Annotated in this window: 14 protein-coding genes; 10 read left to right on the top strand and 4 right to left on the bottom strand. The window is 63.5% G+C overall.

Translation table 11 applies throughout. The annotated features are described in order from the left end of the window. Nucleotides 1-80: 80 nt before the first annotated feature. Nucleotides 81-1,199 carry a polyamine ABC transporter substrate-binding protein gene (locus tag KHO23_RS15785; protein WP_211612139.1) on the bottom strand — a complete coding sequence of 373 codons (1,119 nt, stop codon included), beginning with the start codon at nt 1,197-1,199 and terminating at the stop codon, nt 81-83. A gap of 57 nt (nt 1,200-1,256) precedes the next feature. On the opposite strand from KHO23_RS15785, the gene KHO23_RS15790 reads away from it, so the two are divergent. Beyond that, the gene (locus KHO23_RS15790) at nt 1,257-1,958 is read left to right on the top strand and encodes a helix-turn-helix transcriptional regulator (RefSeq protein ID WP_236066869.1); all 702 of its coding nucleotides are present in this window, start codon (nt 1,257-1,259) and stop codon (nt 1,956-1,958) included. Between the two features lie 20 nt (nt 1,959-1,978). On the opposite strand, the gene KHO23_RS15795 is transcribed toward KHO23_RS15790, so the two are convergent. After that, nucleotides 1,979-2,608: a CGNR zinc finger domain-containing protein gene (locus KHO23_RS15795; protein WP_211612141.1), complete on the bottom strand. Its 630-nt coding sequence runs from the start codon at nt 2,606-2,608 to the stop codon at nt 1,979-1,981. Nucleotides 2,609-2,784: 176 nt separating this feature from the next. Here KHO23_RS15795 and KHO23_RS15800 point away from each other — a divergent pair, with 176 nt between their 5' ends. From KHO23_RS15800 to KHO23_RS15815, 4 genes are all read left to right on the top strand, one after another. Further along, nucleotides 2,785-3,480 carry an alpha/beta fold hydrolase gene (locus KHO23_RS15800; protein ID WP_211612142.1) on the top strand — a complete coding sequence of 232 codons (696 nt, stop codon included), beginning with the start codon at nt 2,785-2,787 and terminating at the stop codon, nt 3,478-3,480. A gap of 80 nt (nt 3,481-3,560) precedes the next feature. Next, on the top strand, nt 3,561-4,415 hold the full coding sequence (locus tag KHO23_RS15805) for an alpha/beta fold hydrolase (RefSeq protein WP_211612143.1): 855 nt from the start codon (nt 3,561-3,563) through the stop codon (nt 4,413-4,415). Between the two features lie 75 nt (nt 4,416-4,490). Continuing rightward, nucleotides 4,491-5,261, top strand: a complete 771-nt coding sequence (locus KHO23_RS15810; RefSeq protein ID WP_211612144.1) for an SDR family oxidoreductase — start codon at nt 4,491-4,493, stop codon at nt 5,259-5,261. Between the two features lie 79 nt (nt 5,262-5,340). Continuing rightward, nucleotides 5,341-5,724: a hypothetical protein gene (locus tag KHO23_RS15815; RefSeq protein WP_211612145.1), complete on the top strand. Its 384-nt coding sequence runs from the start codon at nt 5,341-5,343 to the stop codon at nt 5,722-5,724. A gap of 48 nt (nt 5,725-5,772) precedes the next feature. Here the strand turns inward: KHO23_RS15815 and KHO23_RS15820 are convergent, their stop codons facing one another. Further along, entirely contained in the window at nt 5,773-6,708 is a 936-nt protein-coding gene (locus KHO23_RS15820) for a LysR family transcriptional regulator (RefSeq protein ID WP_211612146.1), read from the bottom strand. 116 nt (nt 6,709-6,824) lie between these two features. Here KHO23_RS15820 and KHO23_RS15825 point away from each other — a divergent pair, with 116 nt between their 5' ends. Then, the gene (locus tag KHO23_RS15825; protein WP_211612147.1) at nt 6,825-7,682 is read left to right on the top strand and encodes an oxidoreductase; all 858 of its coding nucleotides are present in this window, start codon (nt 6,825-6,827) and stop codon (nt 7,680-7,682) included. Between the two features lie 336 nt (nt 7,683-8,018). Here the strand turns inward: KHO23_RS15825 and KHO23_RS15830 are convergent, their stop codons facing one another. After that, entirely contained in the window at nt 8,019-8,678 is a 660-nt protein-coding gene (locus tag KHO23_RS15830) for an NADPH-dependent F420 reductase (protein ID WP_211612148.1), read from the bottom strand. A gap of 133 nt (nt 8,679-8,811) precedes the next feature. Here KHO23_RS15830 and KHO23_RS15835 point away from each other — a divergent pair, with 133 nt between their 5' ends. The 4 genes from KHO23_RS15835 (at nt 8,812) to KHO23_RS15850 (ending at nt 15,314) form a co-directional block, all read left to right on the top strand. Then, the gene (locus KHO23_RS15835; protein WP_211612149.1) at nt 8,812-9,708 is read left to right on the top strand and encodes a LysR family transcriptional regulator; all 897 of its coding nucleotides are present in this window, start codon (nt 8,812-8,814) and stop codon (nt 9,706-9,708) included. A 295-nt stretch (nt 9,709-10,003) separates the two neighbouring features. Then, nucleotides 10,004-10,591 carry a DUF2760 domain-containing protein gene (locus tag KHO23_RS15840; RefSeq protein ID WP_211612150.1) on the top strand — a complete coding sequence of 196 codons (588 nt, stop codon included), beginning with the start codon at nt 10,004-10,006 and terminating at the stop codon, nt 10,589-10,591. Beyond that, nucleotides 10,588-12,438, top strand: coding sequence for an Hsp70 family protein (locus KHO23_RS15845; RefSeq protein WP_211612151.1), 1,851 nt, complete (start codon nt 10,588-10,590; stop codon nt 12,436-12,438). Before KHO23_RS15840 ends, KHO23_RS15845 begins: the two co-directional genes overlap by 4 nt. Then, entirely contained in the window at nt 12,435-15,314 is a 2,880-nt protein-coding gene (locus tag KHO23_RS15850) for an Hsp70 family protein (RefSeq protein ID WP_211612152.1), read from the top strand. The genes KHO23_RS15845 and KHO23_RS15850 overlap by 4 nt, the downstream gene beginning before the upstream one ends. Nucleotides 15,315-15,329 lie beyond the last annotated feature (15 nt).

The following is a 15,329-nucleotide window of genomic DNA, read 5'->3' on the forward strand; positions in this document are numbered from 1 at the left end:
TTGATAGGGACGAGCTTACCCAGCCCGCCTCGGCAGGCGGGATCTCGGAACATGCAAAACAGGCGGGCGTCAGCCGGGCGTCAGTCCGTTTTCAACTTGGCCCAGAGCCGGTTCTGAAGGCGCTGAAGTTCCGCTGGCATGGGCTTGCCCACGATCAGCCGGCGGTACACCTCGGGCGGCGGGAAAACTGCGGGATCGGCAAGCACGTTGGGATTGACCAGGTGCTGCGACGAAGGGACCGCGGACGGATACGACGTGTCGTTGGTCAGATTGGCGCTTTCCTTTTCGGACAGGACGAAGTTGATCCACTTCAGCGCCGCTTCCGGGTGCGGGGCGTCCTTGGGAATCGCCATCATGTCGAACCAGATCGCAGTGCCGCCGTCGGGAATCACGTACTTGACGTGATAAGGCTTGTGGGCACCTTCAGCCGCCAGACGCGCAGAGTTCACGTCACCCGACCAACCGAACGCGAGGCAGATATCCCCGCCCGCGAGGTCGTTGATATAGCTGTTCGAATTGAACTGTGTGATGTAAGGCCTGATGGTCTTGAGCAATTCGTACGCCTGCTGATAGTCGGCCGGATTGTTGCTGTTTGGATCCTTCTTCAGATAGAGAAGCGCGATGCCGAACGCGTCGACGGGCGAATCGATCATCGAAATACCGCAGCTTTTCAGTTTTTGCGCGTTATGCGGATCGAAAAGCAGCGACCAGCTGTTGAGCGGCGCGTCGTTGCCGAGCGCGGCCTTGACCTTCTCCACGTTGATGCCGAGTCCGTCGGTTCCCCAGGACCACGGCACACCATAGCGATTGCCCGGATCGTCGGCCGCGAGAAGCTTGAGGATTTGCGGGTCCAGTTTCGAAAAATTCGCCACCTTGCCGGCATCGATTTTCTGGAAAATGCCGGCCTGGAGCTGACGCGCCCAGAAGATATCCGAGGGCACCACCACGTCGTATCCCGACGAGCCCGACAGCAGCTTTGCCTGCAACGTCTCGTTCGAATCGAACTCCTGGTAGACGACCTTGATCCCGGTTGCCTTCTCGAAGTTGGCGACCGTGTCCTTTCCGATCGAATTACCCCAGTTATAAACATTGACGACCTGGTCTTCCGCATGCGCCGACGGTATGCCCAGGCTCGCTACGCCACCGAGCGCCAGCGCCGCGCACATCGCTCTCAACTTTTTCGCCATTAACGTGGTCATTTGCGGTCTCAACATGGATTTATTTTTTCCGAGTTTGTCAACACAGTCGCCGCATTCGTGAACGAGAGCATTGCCGTGGATGCGGTTCACCTGGAACGGTGGCGCTCCGACACGCGTAGCGGCTCCGGCTATCAGGTTGAATGGCTGGGCAGCGGCGGGATGCAGTACGCGGAGCTTTGCAGCCTGATGGACATCTACTATCGGAGCTACTGCCAGATCGATCCGCTATTCCAACCGGTTCGCGGCAAAGCAGGAACGATCCTCGTGCAGCGGAATGTGAGCGGGATTGCGGATAGCGAGTTTCGCAGGACCATGTTCGACGAACCCGAGATAACCCAGGAATGCGTACTGGTGCACGGCACGGCAAATATCCAGTACGCGTTCGCGCTCGCACGGAACAAACAGCAGTCCGAATTCACGACGAACGAGCTGTTCTATTTCCGTCAAATGGCGGATCTGCTTTTCCCGCTGTTCGAACTCCACGCTCGAACCACAGCCGCCCGCAGGACAACCGCGGTCCCTGTCAGCGGCACGCCGCACGCGGGATTCGATGAGCGCCTGTCCAGACAGAATGTGCAACTCTCCCGTCGCGAGTATGAGATCTGTAAGCTGCTGCTCAACGGGCGGACGATTCCCGATGCAGCGGCCCATCTGGACGTCAAACTCTCCACCGCCGAGTCCTACGTGAAGCGGGCTTTCACGAAGCTCAGCGTTCGCACCAAGCGAGAATTATTCGACTGGGCGTTGCTGGCGAGCTAGCGGGTTGGGGGCGAAAGGCTTCAACTCCCCTGCTCCCTGAGCCGCTGGCGATGAGCCGCGACCTTCGCGCGGTTACCGCACATCGCCATGCTGCACCACCGGCGTGCGTGACCACGCGTGTGATCCACAAACATCAAGGTGCACCTGAGGCCTTCACACGCTTTCACGTAAGTGAAGTCTTCTTCACACACGAGCCTCGCCAGCGCCTCGGCGATCGGCATCAATAGCGACTCCGGCGACTGCCAGCGCCGATTCGCGCGAAGCTCAAAGCTCGTCACACCGCCCGAAGCGTTCGTCACGATTTCGCCATGCTGCTGGTCCCGCTCGAGCAGTTGATTCAAGGGTTCGAGCTCACGCAAGTCTTTGGCGGCCAGCGGCCGCCCCTTCCTCTTCCGGACAAATCCCCTGAACCACTCGCGCAGTTCACGCGCGCGTGCCGCCACCTCGTCGAGTTCGGCCGCCGACGAACGAACCCGCATGGCGTCGAGGACCGCACGCGGTGCCAGCCCTGTCTGGTCTAACCAGGCAAGCAGGCCTTCTCCGTCACTGATCCAGTCGACTTCTTCATCCACCGGTGTAGCGACCGAATTCAGAAAATCGAGGCCGGGCGCATCGGCCAGCACTATCGCGGGCATCTGACGGTAGTCCATTTCTCATGACGAATATGAATTGACGATGATTGCATCGTAACCACTAAAAATGCACTTGACAAGTTACATCGTCAGTTTGTAACCTGTATTAACGGTTTTATCGGGTTACATGTCGCAGGTCACCACGCGATGTGCATACATCGCACGCAGCGCCCAATCCTTCAAAGGAGCGAGAAATGTCTATTGGCAACGTGAGCGCGGTGCTTGTGCACGGCGCGTGGGCAGATGGTTCAAGCTGGAGCAAGGTCGTGGAGCGCCTGAAGGCATACGGCATTCATGCCGTTGCGGCGCCGTTGCCGCTCACCGGTTTGCATGAAGACGTGGCCGCTCTCAACAGAACGCTGGAACGCATTGACGGCCCGGTGGTTGTCGCGGGGCATGCGTACGCCGGCGCGGTGATCGGATCGACGCGCGCCGGGAACGTGAAGGCGCTGGTCTACGTCGCCGCGCTTGCGCCTGCCGAAGGAGAAGCTGTGAGCGACGTGTTCTACCGCGGCGAAACGCACCCGCTGGCACCCACGCTGTCGCCGGATCGGCATGGCCTGATATGGCTGCCCGAGGAGGCCTTCGCGGCGGCGTTCGCACAGCATGCGAGCGCGCAGGAACTGACGGTGCTCAGCGCGATTCAGCGCCCTATTTCAGTGTCGTGCATTGGCGAGGCGGTCGGGCGCCCGCTCTGGATGGACCGGCCGAGCTGGTTTCTGACCGCGGAGCAGGACCGGATGATCAATCCCGACACGCAACATTTCATGGCACAGCGCATGAACGCGCGCGTGCATTCACACGAGGTCGATCACACGCCGATCGTTACGGCGCCTGACGTCGTCACCAACGTCATCGTTGAAGCGGTCCAGGCCGTCGCGGCTCGTTAGTTTTGTCCGCGACGCCTGAAACCTGTCATGCAAACAGGCGCTCGTTGCCTGCTATTTCCTACCTCATCGGGAGTCAATCCATGTCCTCCATTGCCAATCGTTACGCTGACGTCAACGGCGTCAAGGTGTTCTATCGCGAAGCGGGTCGTTCGGACGCGCCGAAACTTTTACTCCTTCACGGCTTTCCGAGTTCGAGCCACATGTTCCGCGACCTGATCCCTCTGCTTGCCGAGCGCTTCCATATCGTCGCGCCCGACCTGCCAGGCTTTGGCAAATCGGATATGCCGGGCCGGGACACTTTTACGTACACGTTCGACAATATCGCCGACGTGATCGAACGCTTCACCGAGCAAATCGGTTTCGACCGCTTTGCCCTATACGTATTCGACTACGGCGCGCCGACCGGCTTTCGCCTTGCGCTGCGGCACCCCGAACGGATCGCGGCGATCATCTCGCAGAACGGTAACGCGTACGAGGAAGGCTTGAGCGATGGCTGGAATCCGATTCGCGCTTACTGGCAGGACCCTTCAGACGCCAATCGCGAGGCGCTTCGCGTCATGCTGACGCACGAGACGACCGTGTGGCAGTACACGCATGGTGTACAGGACAGCGCTTCCGTATCACCCGACGGCTACTCGCTTGACGCGTTCTATCTGAGCCGGCCAGGTGCCGACGAGATCCAGCTCGATCTGTTCGGGGATTACCGAAACAATGTCGCGTTGTACCCGGCATTCCAGCAGTACTTCCGCAGCCACCAGCCCCCTTTGCTCGCCGTGTGGGGAAAGAACGATCCGTTTTTCCTGCCCGCGGGCGCCGAGGCATTCAGGCGCGACATACCGAGCGCCGAGGTGCGTTTTCTCGACACCGGCCACTTCGCGCTAGAAACGCATGCGGCAGAAGTCGCCGCGGCTATCTCGGGATTTCTGGTTCGCTGATCGACAATCACCGCGTGGTGGCTGTCTATTGAATCGAGGTTCAGGCGGCCCATCCACGCGTCAAGGAGGAAGGACATGTCCAGCAAGGTAGCCATCGTGACGGGTGCGAGCCAGGGGATCGGCCGTTCAACGGCCATCAGGTTGGCGCGAGATTTTGCGTCGGTCGTGCTCGTTGCGCGCAATCGCGAGAACCTCACGCAGACCGCTGACGAAGTAAAAAAGGCCGGCGCCGAACCGCTTGCAATCGACCTCGATCTGTCTCACCCGGAGGCCGCACAGCAAGTCATCGACCAGACCCTGTCGACGTTCGGGCAGATCGATGCCTTGCTCAACATCGCGGGCGCGGTGCCGCAGATCGATGTATTCGACATGAGCGACGATCAATGGGACCGTGGCTTCGCGTTGAAGCTGCACGGCGCGCGGCGGCTGACGATCGCGGCATGGCCGTCGTTAAAGAAATCGTCAGGATCGGTGGTGCTGATGTCGGGCAACTCGGCGCAGTTTCCCAAGGCCGCGTACGCGGCCGTGGGCACGATCAACGCCGCGATCGTAGCGGTGGCGAAAGCCTTCTCGGACCGCGGGATTGCAGATGGCGTGCAGGTCAACAGCGTGCTGCCCGGGCCGGTGATGACCGGTCGGCGGCAATCCTATCTGGAGCATTGGGCGCCGCTGCACAACATGACGGTCGAAGAAGCGACGGCGCGCTTTCCTCTTGAAGCGGGGATCGCCCGGTATGGCACGCCCGAGGAGATTGCCGAACTGATGGCGTTCATCGTGTCACCCGCGGCGCACTGGATGACGGGCTCGACGTTGAGAATGGACGGTGGAGAGGTTAAGTCGATTTAAAGATGGGACTCGCCAGGTGCCAGGACCACCGAATTTGTGTAAGCTCATCTTCGCTTTTATCGCCACGGACTTCGCGTCAATGCCCTCCTCCATCCGCAACTCGCTCGTCTGGATTTTCGATGCATTCGAGCGCGATTCAACCTATATTCGCAAGCGGATGTTCGGCAGCGACGCCGCCTATATCGACGGCCTGTTGTGCCTGATTGCCGCCGATCGCGAGAAGCCGTGGAATGGCTTGCTGGTGTGCACATCGCATGAACGCCATGCCGCGCTCATTGAAGAAGTGCCCGCGTTGCGGCCGCATCCGGTGCTCGGAAAATGGCTTTACGTACCGCAGGACGATCCCGCCTTTGAAACCACCGCGGAAAAAATGACGGCGCTCGTGCTCGCGCGCGATCCGCGTGTGGGTGTCGAGCCCAAGCCGCGCAAACGGAGCGGCAAATCCACGTTGCCAGAGGCTTGAGCGTTCTGAAACGTTCAGGCGTCTGAGGACGCATTGCACAGAACGCGTTCAACGTGCGGCACGAAGCTCGGCTGATTCCAGAAAGAAATCCCTGTTTCCCGCGAGGCGCGCAATCATGAAATCGATGAACGTCCTCACTCGCAGCGGCTGCTCGGTTCGATGGCGATAGTAAATGTAGACGGCTTCACGCTGGGTGACATGCTTCACGAGCAGCGGAACGAGCTGGCCACGCCTGATAGGCAAGGCCGCCGAGAAACTCCCGAGTTGCCCGATTGCGAGTCCAGCCAGCACGGCCTGGGCCTCCGCTTCCGTGTCATTGACGCACAAGGTCGTCGCAACGTCGCGATAGACGATCTCGTCACCGATCAGGAACTCCCACGGTGCCTGCTTGCCGGTATTCGCCCTCCGATAGCCGGTGCAACGGTGCTCTTCGAGCTCGTCAATGGTCCGCGGCGCGCCATGCCGTTCGATATAGGCAGGCGATGCGCAGACGATCAGTTGAATCGGTAAGAGTTGTCGCGCGATCGTACCGCCCGACGGCGGAGAACCGCCACGAAAGCCTACGTCGGCGCGATCGCTGACGAGGTCGGTGAAGTGGTCGTCGAACTGCACATCCAGTTGCACATTCGGGTGCAATTCGGCGAATTCCAGAAAATATGGCCACAGCACAGTGTGGCCGACGGCTTTGGGCGCGCTTACCCGCAACGGCCCCGCAATCTCGTCTTTCGATCGCCGCGCATCGTCGAGGGCCGATGACAGGACGGCCAACGCCGGTCTCACGCTGTCCAGAAGACCCTGCCCCTCCTCAGTCAGGCTCAGCTTGCGTGTGGTTCGATGGAAAAGCCGAACCCCCAGCTCCTTTTCGAGCTGCATCACCGCGTGGCTCGCGGCCTGCGGCGAGATGCCCTGATCCACGGCTGCCTTGCGCAGGCTTCCCAGCGCCGCAGCCCGGACGAATATCGTGATCGCGCGAACTTCGTTCATGGCCACTCGGATTAGCAAATAAAAATTGATTATCAGTCTACCGGGTGGTGGCTAGTTTGTGCCAATCCCTCCCCCTATGATTCGTTCACTTTCACTCGAATCGTAGGAGAAACATCATGGTCAACCACACAAACAATGGCTTCAAGCGCGTCTGGTTCATCACCGGCGCGTCGCGCGGCCTCGGCGCCCTGATCGCTCAGGCGGCTCTCGCTGACGGCAATGCGGTCGTTGCCACCGGCCGCAATGCCGCGGCGATCGCCGAGCGTTTAGGGCAATCGCCGGCACTCCTCCCCGTGGCACTGGACGTGACAAACGAAGCCCAGGCGAAGGCCGCGGTTCAAGCCGCAGTGGAACGATTCGGCCGTATCGACGTTCTGGTCAACAACGCAGGCTTCGGTTTGCTTGGCGCGATCGAGGAGTCCAGCGATGCCGACGTGCGTCGCATGTACGACACGAACGTATTCGGCTTGCTGAATATCACACGCGCCGTTCTGCCGGTGATGCGCGCGCAACAGGCCGGCCACGTCATCAATATGTCGTCGATCGGCGGCTATCGGTCCGTCGCCGGGTTCGGCGCCTATTGTTCGACCAAGTTCGCTGTCGAAGGCTTGACCGAGGCGTTGCACGCCGAACTGAAGCCGCTCGGTATTCACGCAACGGTCGTGGAGCCTGGATATTTCCGTACGGACTTCCTGGATGCGTCATCGCTCGTTGTTGCCCGCAACGTGATCGCCGACTATGACGAGACGTCGGGAAATGTTCGCCGGCTCGCTACCAGCCTGAACCACAACCAGCCGGGCAACCCGGAGAAGCTTGCGGCAGCCATGGTCGAACTGGCCGACGCACAAACGCCGCCGCTGCGGTTGGCGCTTGGCACCGACACGTTGAAGGCCATCGCTGAGAAGAACGCCTACGTTACGCAGGAAACCGAAACGTGGAAGGCGTTGTCGGCATCGACTGATTTTTCTGTTTGATAGAGCGGGCTTGCGCGAGGCGATGATGGGGCGTCGCGCGCTCCGTAGCTGGGCGCCCCCAAGACCGGCCACGACCCTGCTCGCGGCCGGCACCGGGCGACAAGTCCTGATTCCCTGCTATGGACGTAACGAACCACGGCGCAACAGCATGCGACCGTGATGGTGATGAGATTTGAACAGTACGTTACGGGGTTCCATGACAGGCAAAGTCGCACATCGAATTAATTTTGGGAACACGTCGCTGCGGCCTCATTCCGTTGCTGTTTGGGCGCCACCAGTTTGCTCGGCACAGGCTTGCCGCGATTGCGTCCTCACGCAATCGCAGCCGCACCCCGCTCAGCGCCGCCACGACCCATGCGGCAATTCGACGTCCCGCTTCGCCGCGGCCAATCCTTCGACGATGCCCGTGCGATCCAGCGCAATGCAGTACACCGGTTTCGCACGCTCAAAGCGCCAACTGTCGGCCAGCGTCCCGGCGTCGACTGGATCGAAGCCGAACTGATCGAGCAGCCCGCTCACGACATGTTTGGCCTGCTGGTCGTCGCCGGCGAACGGCAGCGCCCGGCGATTCGGGGTGCCGGCCGGCTTGCCGTCTGTTTCCAGGTCCTTCGCCAGAATCGCGTTGAAGGCCTTGACCACCCGGGCGCCCGGCAACGCGGCGGCGAGCATCTGACTGGTGGTCGTCGAGCGACTGTCGAGCGCCTCGATGTGGCCATCGCGGTCGGGATAGTAGTTGCCCGTGTCGATCACGATCTTCCCGTCGAGCGCCGCAACCGGCAGCGCATCAATGTTCATGAACGGCACGGCCACCACCACCACGTCGCCGAACTTCGCCGCCTCTTCTGCCGTGCCGAGCGCGCAGTGGATCGCTGAGGCCGTGCTGGTCAAGGTCCGCGGATCACGGGAATTGCTGATCATAACTTCGTGACCACCGTTCTTCGCGAGTGTCGCCATCGCACGGCCGATAAAGCCGGCGCCAAGAATGCCTATCTTCATGTTTCACACTCCGTATCTATCTGAGGATCGCCCCGTTGAGCGCATGCCCTGCGGTGAGAAACACTATTATTCAAAACTCCTTTAAGATAAATATGCGTAATCTGACGACTGTCGAAACCAGGAGTGGGGAATAATGGACCGTTTGACCAGCATGGCCGTGTTCGTGAAAACGGCCGACAGCGGCTCGTTCGCCGCAGCCGCGCTCGCCTTCGGCATCTCCTCGCAGATGGCCGGCAAGCATGTCAGCACGCTGGAGGAACGCGTCGGCGCGCGGTTGCTCAACCGCACCACACGGCGCCAGAGCCTCACAGAGATCGGCCAGATTTTCTACGAACGCTGCAAGGCGCTGCTGGCGGATGCCGAGGCGGCCGAATCGGTCGCGCAGGAGCTGTCGGCCTCGCCGCGCGGGCGTCTGCGCATCAACGCGCCGGTTACCTTCGGCACCTGCTGTCTCGCGCCGATGATCACGCGCTATCTGAAGGCTCATCCCGAGGTGCGGGTCGAATTGACGCTGACCGACCGCTTCGTCGATCTGATCGACGAAGGGTATGAAGCCGCGATCCGTCTCGGCCCGCTGTCGGATTCCTCGTTGATCGCGCGGCCGTTGATGCCGTACCGGCTGATCGCCTGCGCGTCGCCTGGCTACCTGGCCGAGCGCGGCGAGCCGCCCACACCGCAAGCGCTGGCGGAGCACGAGTGTCTAAGCTTCGTCTATACAAGCGTGCCGGTTCCTACCGAATGGCGTTTCGCCGATGCACAAGGCGAACACGTGGTGCCGATCTCAGGCCGCTTTCAGGCCAACGACGTGAAAGCGCTGCTGGCCGCCGCCCTCAATGGCGGCGGCGTGATACTCGCGCCCGAAGAGGCGGTGAAAGACGAGATCGCTGCGGGCCGGCTGGTGCGCCTGCTTAACGGCTATCAAGCGCCCGTACGCCCCATGCATCTGGTGTTTCCGGCGAGCCGCGTGACCCCAAAGCTGCGCGCGTTCATCGACCAGGTGGTATCCGAATTCGGGCCGCACGCCGCGTGAAATGAGCCGTCTGGCCAACCCGCCAGGCGCCCTCCACCGCCCGCCAATCTCCCCCCATTGACCGCTAGAATTGCCGGCTTTGCCCGCTTCGGGCGCGCGACAAGGCAAAATACGGGTCTTGCGCGCGCGGAACGCACCGCAAGACCGGATGAATCAGACCTCGGCGGCATACTGGCCGCCGACCCTCGCAAAGACGCATGACGACGGCCCAGCAAGCCAATCTGGCACCTCGGGACCGTCGCGTGCGGCGCAGCCAGGACAGCTCGTCCTTTAACAGAGCCCCTCAGGAGCATTCATGACCGATTCGAACCCGTCTTTCCTCGGCAGGATTTCACTTGCCGTCAGTACGTTTTTCAGCATTCTCGGCGATGGCGAATTCGCCGCCGGGGTGCTGCGTCTGCGCAAGGGTGGGGCCGCTGCCGCGAGCGCCGCACCTGCTCCCGCACCCGCGCCTGCCGCTGCACCGGCCCCCGCGCCGCAGCCGGCGCCCACGCTGAAAGAAGCAAGCCCGGACGCGGCACTCCAGCTGCTCGGCCTGCTGCAACGCGACGCGCGTTTCATCGATTTCGTCGAAGAAGACATCAAGGGCTATAGCGACGCCGACATCGGCGCCGCCGCGCGCCTCGTGCACGACGGCTGCCGCGCAACCCTGCGCGAGCATTTCACGATCCGTCCGGTGCGCGACGAAGCCGAAGGCAGCCGCGTGACGCTGGCCGAAGGTTTCGACGCCACCTCGATTCGCCTGACCGGCAACGTCGTCGGCAAGGCGCCGTTTAACGGCAGCATCAGCCACCGCGGCTGGCGGGTCGACGAAGTCCGTCTGCCGAAGCTGAGCGGCAGCCACAACGCCCACGTGATCGCACCGGCCGAGGTGGAGCTATGAGCGACGCACGCTTCTCAATCGGCATCGACCTGGGCACGACGCACTGCGCGCTGTCCTACGTGGACACCACGGCCAGCGACGGCGAAAAGACCGCCCAGGGCGTGCTGCCCGTCGCGCAGCTCACGGGCCCCGGCGCGATCGACAATCTCGATCTGCTGCCCTCGTTCCTCTACCTGCCGCATCCGGACGAACTTGCCTCCGGCGACCTGTACCTGCCGTGGACCGGTCAACGCGAATTCGCGGTCGGCGAGTTCGCCCGCAGCCGCGGCGCGGCCACACCGATCCGGCTCGTGTCGAGCGCCAAGAGCTGGCTGTGCCATCCTGGCGTCGACCGTCGCGCGGCGATTCTGCCGAACGACGCACCGCCTGAAGTCGCCCGCGTGTCGCCGCTCGAAAGCTCGGTGCGCTATCTGACGCATCTGCGCGAAGCTTGGGACCACGCGCATCCGGACGCACCGTTCAGCCAGCAGGACATCACGGTGACGATCCCCGCATCGTTCGATCCGGCCGCGCGCGAATTGACCGCCGAAGCCGCCGAGGCCGCCGGTTACGGCCGCATGACGCTGCTCGAAGAACCGCAAGCCGCGCTGTATAGCTGGATTCAGAAGAGCGGCGGCCAGTGGCGCAAGCAGGTCAAGGTCGGCGACATCATTCTCGTGGTCGACGTGGGCGGCGGGACCACCGACCTCTCGCTGATCGCCGTGATCGAACGCGAAGGCAATCTCGAACTGCATCGCATCGCGGTCGGCGAACACATTCTGCTCGGCGGCGACAACATGGACCTCGCCCTCGCTCATGGGGTCGCGCGCAAGCTTGCAGCGCTTGGCACCCAGGCCGACGCGTGGCAACTGCGCGCCCTCACCTACGCGTGCCGCTCGGCCAAGGAAACGCTGCTCACCGACCCGTCGACCGATACCGTGCCGCTCGTCGTGCCGAGCCGCGGGTCGAAGCTGATCGGCGGTTCGATCCGCACCGAGCTCACGCGTGCGGAGTTGACCCAGACGATCCTCGAAGGGTTCTTCCCGCAGGTGGAGAGCGCGGCGCGTCCGGTGAGCCGTGCGCGGGCCGGTCTGACGCAACTCGGCCTGCCGTATGCGCAGGACGCGGGCATCACGCGGCATCTGGCGGCCTTCCTTGGCCGTCAGGTGGGTGCGCTCGCCGAACTCGAAGGCCTGCGCGATATCGCCACCGCAGAAGGCGCAAGCTTCCTGCATCCCACCGCTGTGCTTTTCAACGGCGGCGTGTTCAAGTCGCCGCTGCTGGTGGAGCGGATCATGGGCACGCTCAATGGCTGGCTCACCGCCGAAGGCGCGCCGCAAGCACGCCTGCTCGAAGGCGCGGATCTCGATCTCGCCGTCGCGCGCGGCGCGGCCTATTACGGCTATGTCCGGCGCGGCCAGGGCGTGCGCATTCGTGGCGGCACGGCACGCGCCTACTACATCGCAATCGAATCGGCGATGCCCGCCGTCCCCGGTCTCGAACCGCCCATACAGGCACTGTGCGTCGCTCCGTTCGGCATGGAGGAAGGCACGGACGCCGAACTGCCGGCGCAGGAATTCGGGCTGGTTGTCGGCGAGCCGGTGCATTTCCGCTTCTTCGGATCGTCGGTGCGCCGCCAGGATCAGGTCGGCACGCTGCTCGACTTCTGGGGTCCCGAGGAATTGCAGGAGCTGGAGGAAATCCAGGCGACGTTGCCGTCCGCTGGACGCACCGCCGGTGAAGTCGTGCCGGTGAAGCTGCATGCGCGTGTGACGGAAGCCGGCACGCTCGAACTCGAAGCCGTGCCGCGCGGCACCGACGAGCGCTGGAAGGTCGAGTTCGATGTGCGCGGCAGCGCCAATGCATGACTGCGATGAAGCGCTACAGCGTCGGCATTGATCTCGGCACCAGTAACACGGTGCTGGCATACGCCGAGACGGGCTCGCAGGACATTCGTGTCTTCGGGATCGATCAGCTGGTCAGTCCCGGCGAAGTTGCCGCGCGGCCGCTCCTGCCCTCGGTGCGATATCACGCGGCGCCGGGCGAGCTGAGCGCGGGCGATTTGCAGTTGCCCTGGCGCACCGCGGACAGTTCGGACGGTAGCGCGCCAGGCCAGACGGATCAGCCTGTCGTGATCGGCAGGCTCGCGCGTGCGCTCGGTGGCCAGGTGCCGGGGCGGCTGGTGGCGAGCGCGAAGAGCTGGCTGTCGCACGCGTCGGTGGACCGGGTCGCGCCGATCCTGCCGTGGGGCGCCGCGGACGATGTCCGCAAGGTCTCGCCCGTCGAAGCCAGCGCAAGCTACCTGGCGCACGTGCGGGCGGCCTGGAATCTGCACTTTCCGGACGCGCCGCTCGAAGCGCAGGACGTCGTGCTGACGGTGCCCGCTTCTTTCGACGAGGGTGCGCGAGCGCTGACCGTGGAAGCGGCACGCATGGCGGGCCTGCCCACGTTAAGGCTGCTGGAAGAGCCGCAGGCCGCGTTCTACGACTGGCTGTTCCATCATCGCGAGCGCCTTGCAACCGAACTGTCGGACACGCGGCTCGTGCTGATCTGCGACGTGGGCGGCGGCACCACCGACCTGACGCTGATCGAAGTCGGCATGCGCGACGGCGAGCCGGTGCTCACGCGGATCGGCGTGGGCAACCATCTGATGCTCGGCGGCGACAACATGGATCTCGCGCTCGCGCATCGGGTCGAGGCGCGCTTGCCTCAAGCGGGCAACGAACGCACGCGTTTGTCGGCGGCGAGTCTGTCGCAACTGGTCGAGCGGTGCCGTGGCGCGAAAGAACAACTGCTCGGCCCGCACGCGCCGGAGTCCGCTTCGATCACGCTGCTCGGCGCGGGCTCGAAGCTGATCGGCGGCGCGCGTACGGCGCAGCTCACGCGTGAGGAAGTCGAGCAGATCATCGTCGACGGATTCTTTCCCGCTGTGGCATCGCACGAACGGCCCGGCAGGCCGCGCGGCGCGATCGTCGAGTTCGGCCTGCCCTATGCCACCGATGCGGCCGTCACGCGTCATATCGCAGCGTTTCTGAGTCGCTTTGCGGCGCAGTCGCGTAAGGCGCTCGGTTCTTCCGCGCATGCTTCCGATACGGGTGAAGGTCAGGACGAACCTCTGCCAGTCCCCGACACGCTGCTGCTGAACGGCGGCGTGTTTCGCGCTGAAGCGCTCACACAGCGCCTGTCCAGCACCCTGGGCACATGGCGGGGCAAGCCGCTCAACGTTCTGCACAACGACAATCCTGACGTCGCCGTGGCGCGCGGCGCCGTCGCTTATGCCCTCGCCCGCGCGGGCAAGGCGCCGAAAATCGGTGGCGGCTCGGCGCGCAGTTATTTCCTTGTGCTGGACGAAACCGGTGACGGCGAACGCGACACCGCGGCGGCGCAGCGCGGCATCTGCCTGCTGCCGCGCGGCACCGAAGAAGGCCGCGAGATTCGCATCGAAGACCGTACGTTCGCGCTGCGCCTCGGGCACCCCGTGCGTTTTCACCTCGCCTCTTCAAGCGCGGACACGATCTATCAACCCGGCGAACTAACCGACCTTGCGCAAGGCGACTTCGTCCGGCTGCCTCCGATCGCGACGATCGTACAACCGCGCGGCACGAGTACGGCGCGCGGCGAAACCGCGGTACAGATCGTCACCTCCCTCACGGAAGTCGGCACGCTCGACGTGCACTGCATCGAACTCGACAATCCGGCCGAGCGCTGGCTGCTCGAATTCCAGTTGCGCCGCGCAGACGGCCAGGTGAGCGCCCAGGTGAACCTGTCAGCGGATCCGGCGCAAGCCCGGCACCCCGCACTCGACGAAGCGATCGACCACATCGACCGATGCTTCGGCTCACGCGCGCAAAACGTCGACCCCAAAGAAGTCAAACGCCTGCGCTCGCAACTCGAGCATCTGCTCGGGCCACGCGAAGCTTGGAACAGCGCGCTGCTGCGCGAACTGTTCGGTGCGCTGTGGGAGCGCGCACGCCGCCGGCGGCGTTCGGCGGATCACGAACGGTTGTGGCTGAATCTCGCCGGTTACTGTGTGCGGCCGGGCTTCGGCTATCCGCTCGACGAATGGCGCGTCGAGCAGCTCTGGTCGCTCTTCGACGACGGCATTCAATACGTCAACGAAAGCCAGGTCTGGTCGGAATGGTGGACGCTCTGGCGCCGCGCGGCGGGCGGCCTCGACGAAAGCGCGCAACTGCGCGTGCTCGACGCGATGGCCTATCTGCAAACCGCCGCGCAATCGCGCCATAAGCTGCCGTTCGATGTGTCGAAGACCGGCTTCACCGACATGGTCCGGCTGAGCGCCTCGCTCGAACGCATTCCGGTCGAACGCAAGATCGAGCTCGGCGAGTCGGTGCTTACGCGCCTGAAGAAACCCGCGGAAAACCATCAGAGCTGGTGGGCAGTCGGGCGCATCGGTGCGCGGCGGCCGTTCTATGGCAGCGCGCATAGCGTCGTGCCGCCGGACATCGCGGCACTTTGGCTGAACACGATCCTCGCGCTCGACTGGAAAAAGGTTGACCCTGCGGCGTTCGCCGCCGTGCAGATCGCTCGCATGACCGGCGACCGCTCGCGCGACCTGCCCGAAGCACTGCGCCAGACGGTGGTGCGCAGGCTCGACGCGGCCAATGCGCCGCGCGCGTGGATCACCATGGTCAGCGAGACCGTGGAACTCGACGATGCCGACGAAGGCCGCGTGTTCGGCGAATCGCTGCCCGCCGGGCTCAAGCTGATCGGGGCGGCACCATGAGCAACCCGTACCGGC

This window comes from Paraburkholderia haematera, assembly GCF_905220975.1.
Taxonomy (GTDB): Bacteria; Pseudomonadota; Gammaproteobacteria; order Burkholderiales; family Burkholderiaceae; genus Paraburkholderia; species Paraburkholderia haematera.

Excerpts from the sequence above, each read along its gene's own strand:
- KHO23_RS15785 (WP_211612139.1), bottom strand. The coding sequence starts at position 1,199 with ATGACCACGTTAATGGCGAAAAAGTTGAGAGCGATGTGCGCGGCGCTG.
- KHO23_RS15820 (WP_211612146.1), bottom strand. The coding sequence starts at position 6,708 with ATGAACGAAGTTCGCGCGATCACGATATTCGTCCGGGCTGCGGCGCTG.
- KHO23_RS15815 (WP_211612145.1), top strand. The coding sequence starts at position 5,341 with ATGCCCTCCTCCATCCGCAACTCGCTCGTCTGGATTTTCGATGCATTC.
- KHO23_RS15800 (WP_211612142.1), top strand. The coding sequence starts at position 2,785 with ATGTCTATTGGCAACGTGAGCGCGGTGCTTGTGCACGGCGCGTGGGCA.
- KHO23_RS15830 (WP_211612148.1), bottom strand. The coding sequence starts at position 8,678 with ATGAAGATAGGCATTCTTGGCGCCGGCTTTATCGGCCGTGCGATGGCG.
- KHO23_RS15805 (WP_211612143.1), top strand. The coding sequence starts at position 3,561 with ATGTCCTCCATTGCCAATCGTTACGCTGACGTCAACGGCGTCAAGGTG.
- KHO23_RS15840 (WP_211612150.1), top strand. The coding sequence starts at position 10,004 with ATGACCGATTCGAACCCGTCTTTCCTCGGCAGGATTTCACTTGCCGTC.
- KHO23_RS15795 (WP_211612141.1), bottom strand. The coding sequence starts at position 2,608 with ATGGACTACCGTCAGATGCCCGCGATAGTGCTGGCCGATGCGCCCGGC.
- KHO23_RS15825 (WP_211612147.1), top strand. The coding sequence starts at position 6,825 with ATGGTCAACCACACAAACAATGGCTTCAAGCGCGTCTGGTTCATCACC.
- KHO23_RS15810 (WP_211612144.1), top strand. The coding sequence starts at position 4,491 with ATGTCCAGCAAGGTAGCCATCGTGACGGGTGCGAGCCAGGGGATCGGC.
- KHO23_RS15845 (WP_211612151.1), top strand. The coding sequence starts at position 10,588 with ATGAGCGACGCACGCTTCTCAATCGGCATCGACCTGGGCACGACGCAC.
- KHO23_RS15850 (WP_211612152.1), top strand. The coding sequence starts at position 12,435 with ATGACTGCGATGAAGCGCTACAGCGTCGGCATTGATCTCGGCACCAGT.
- KHO23_RS15835 (WP_211612149.1), top strand. The coding sequence starts at position 8,812 with ATGGACCGTTTGACCAGCATGGCCGTGTTCGTGAAAACGGCCGACAGC.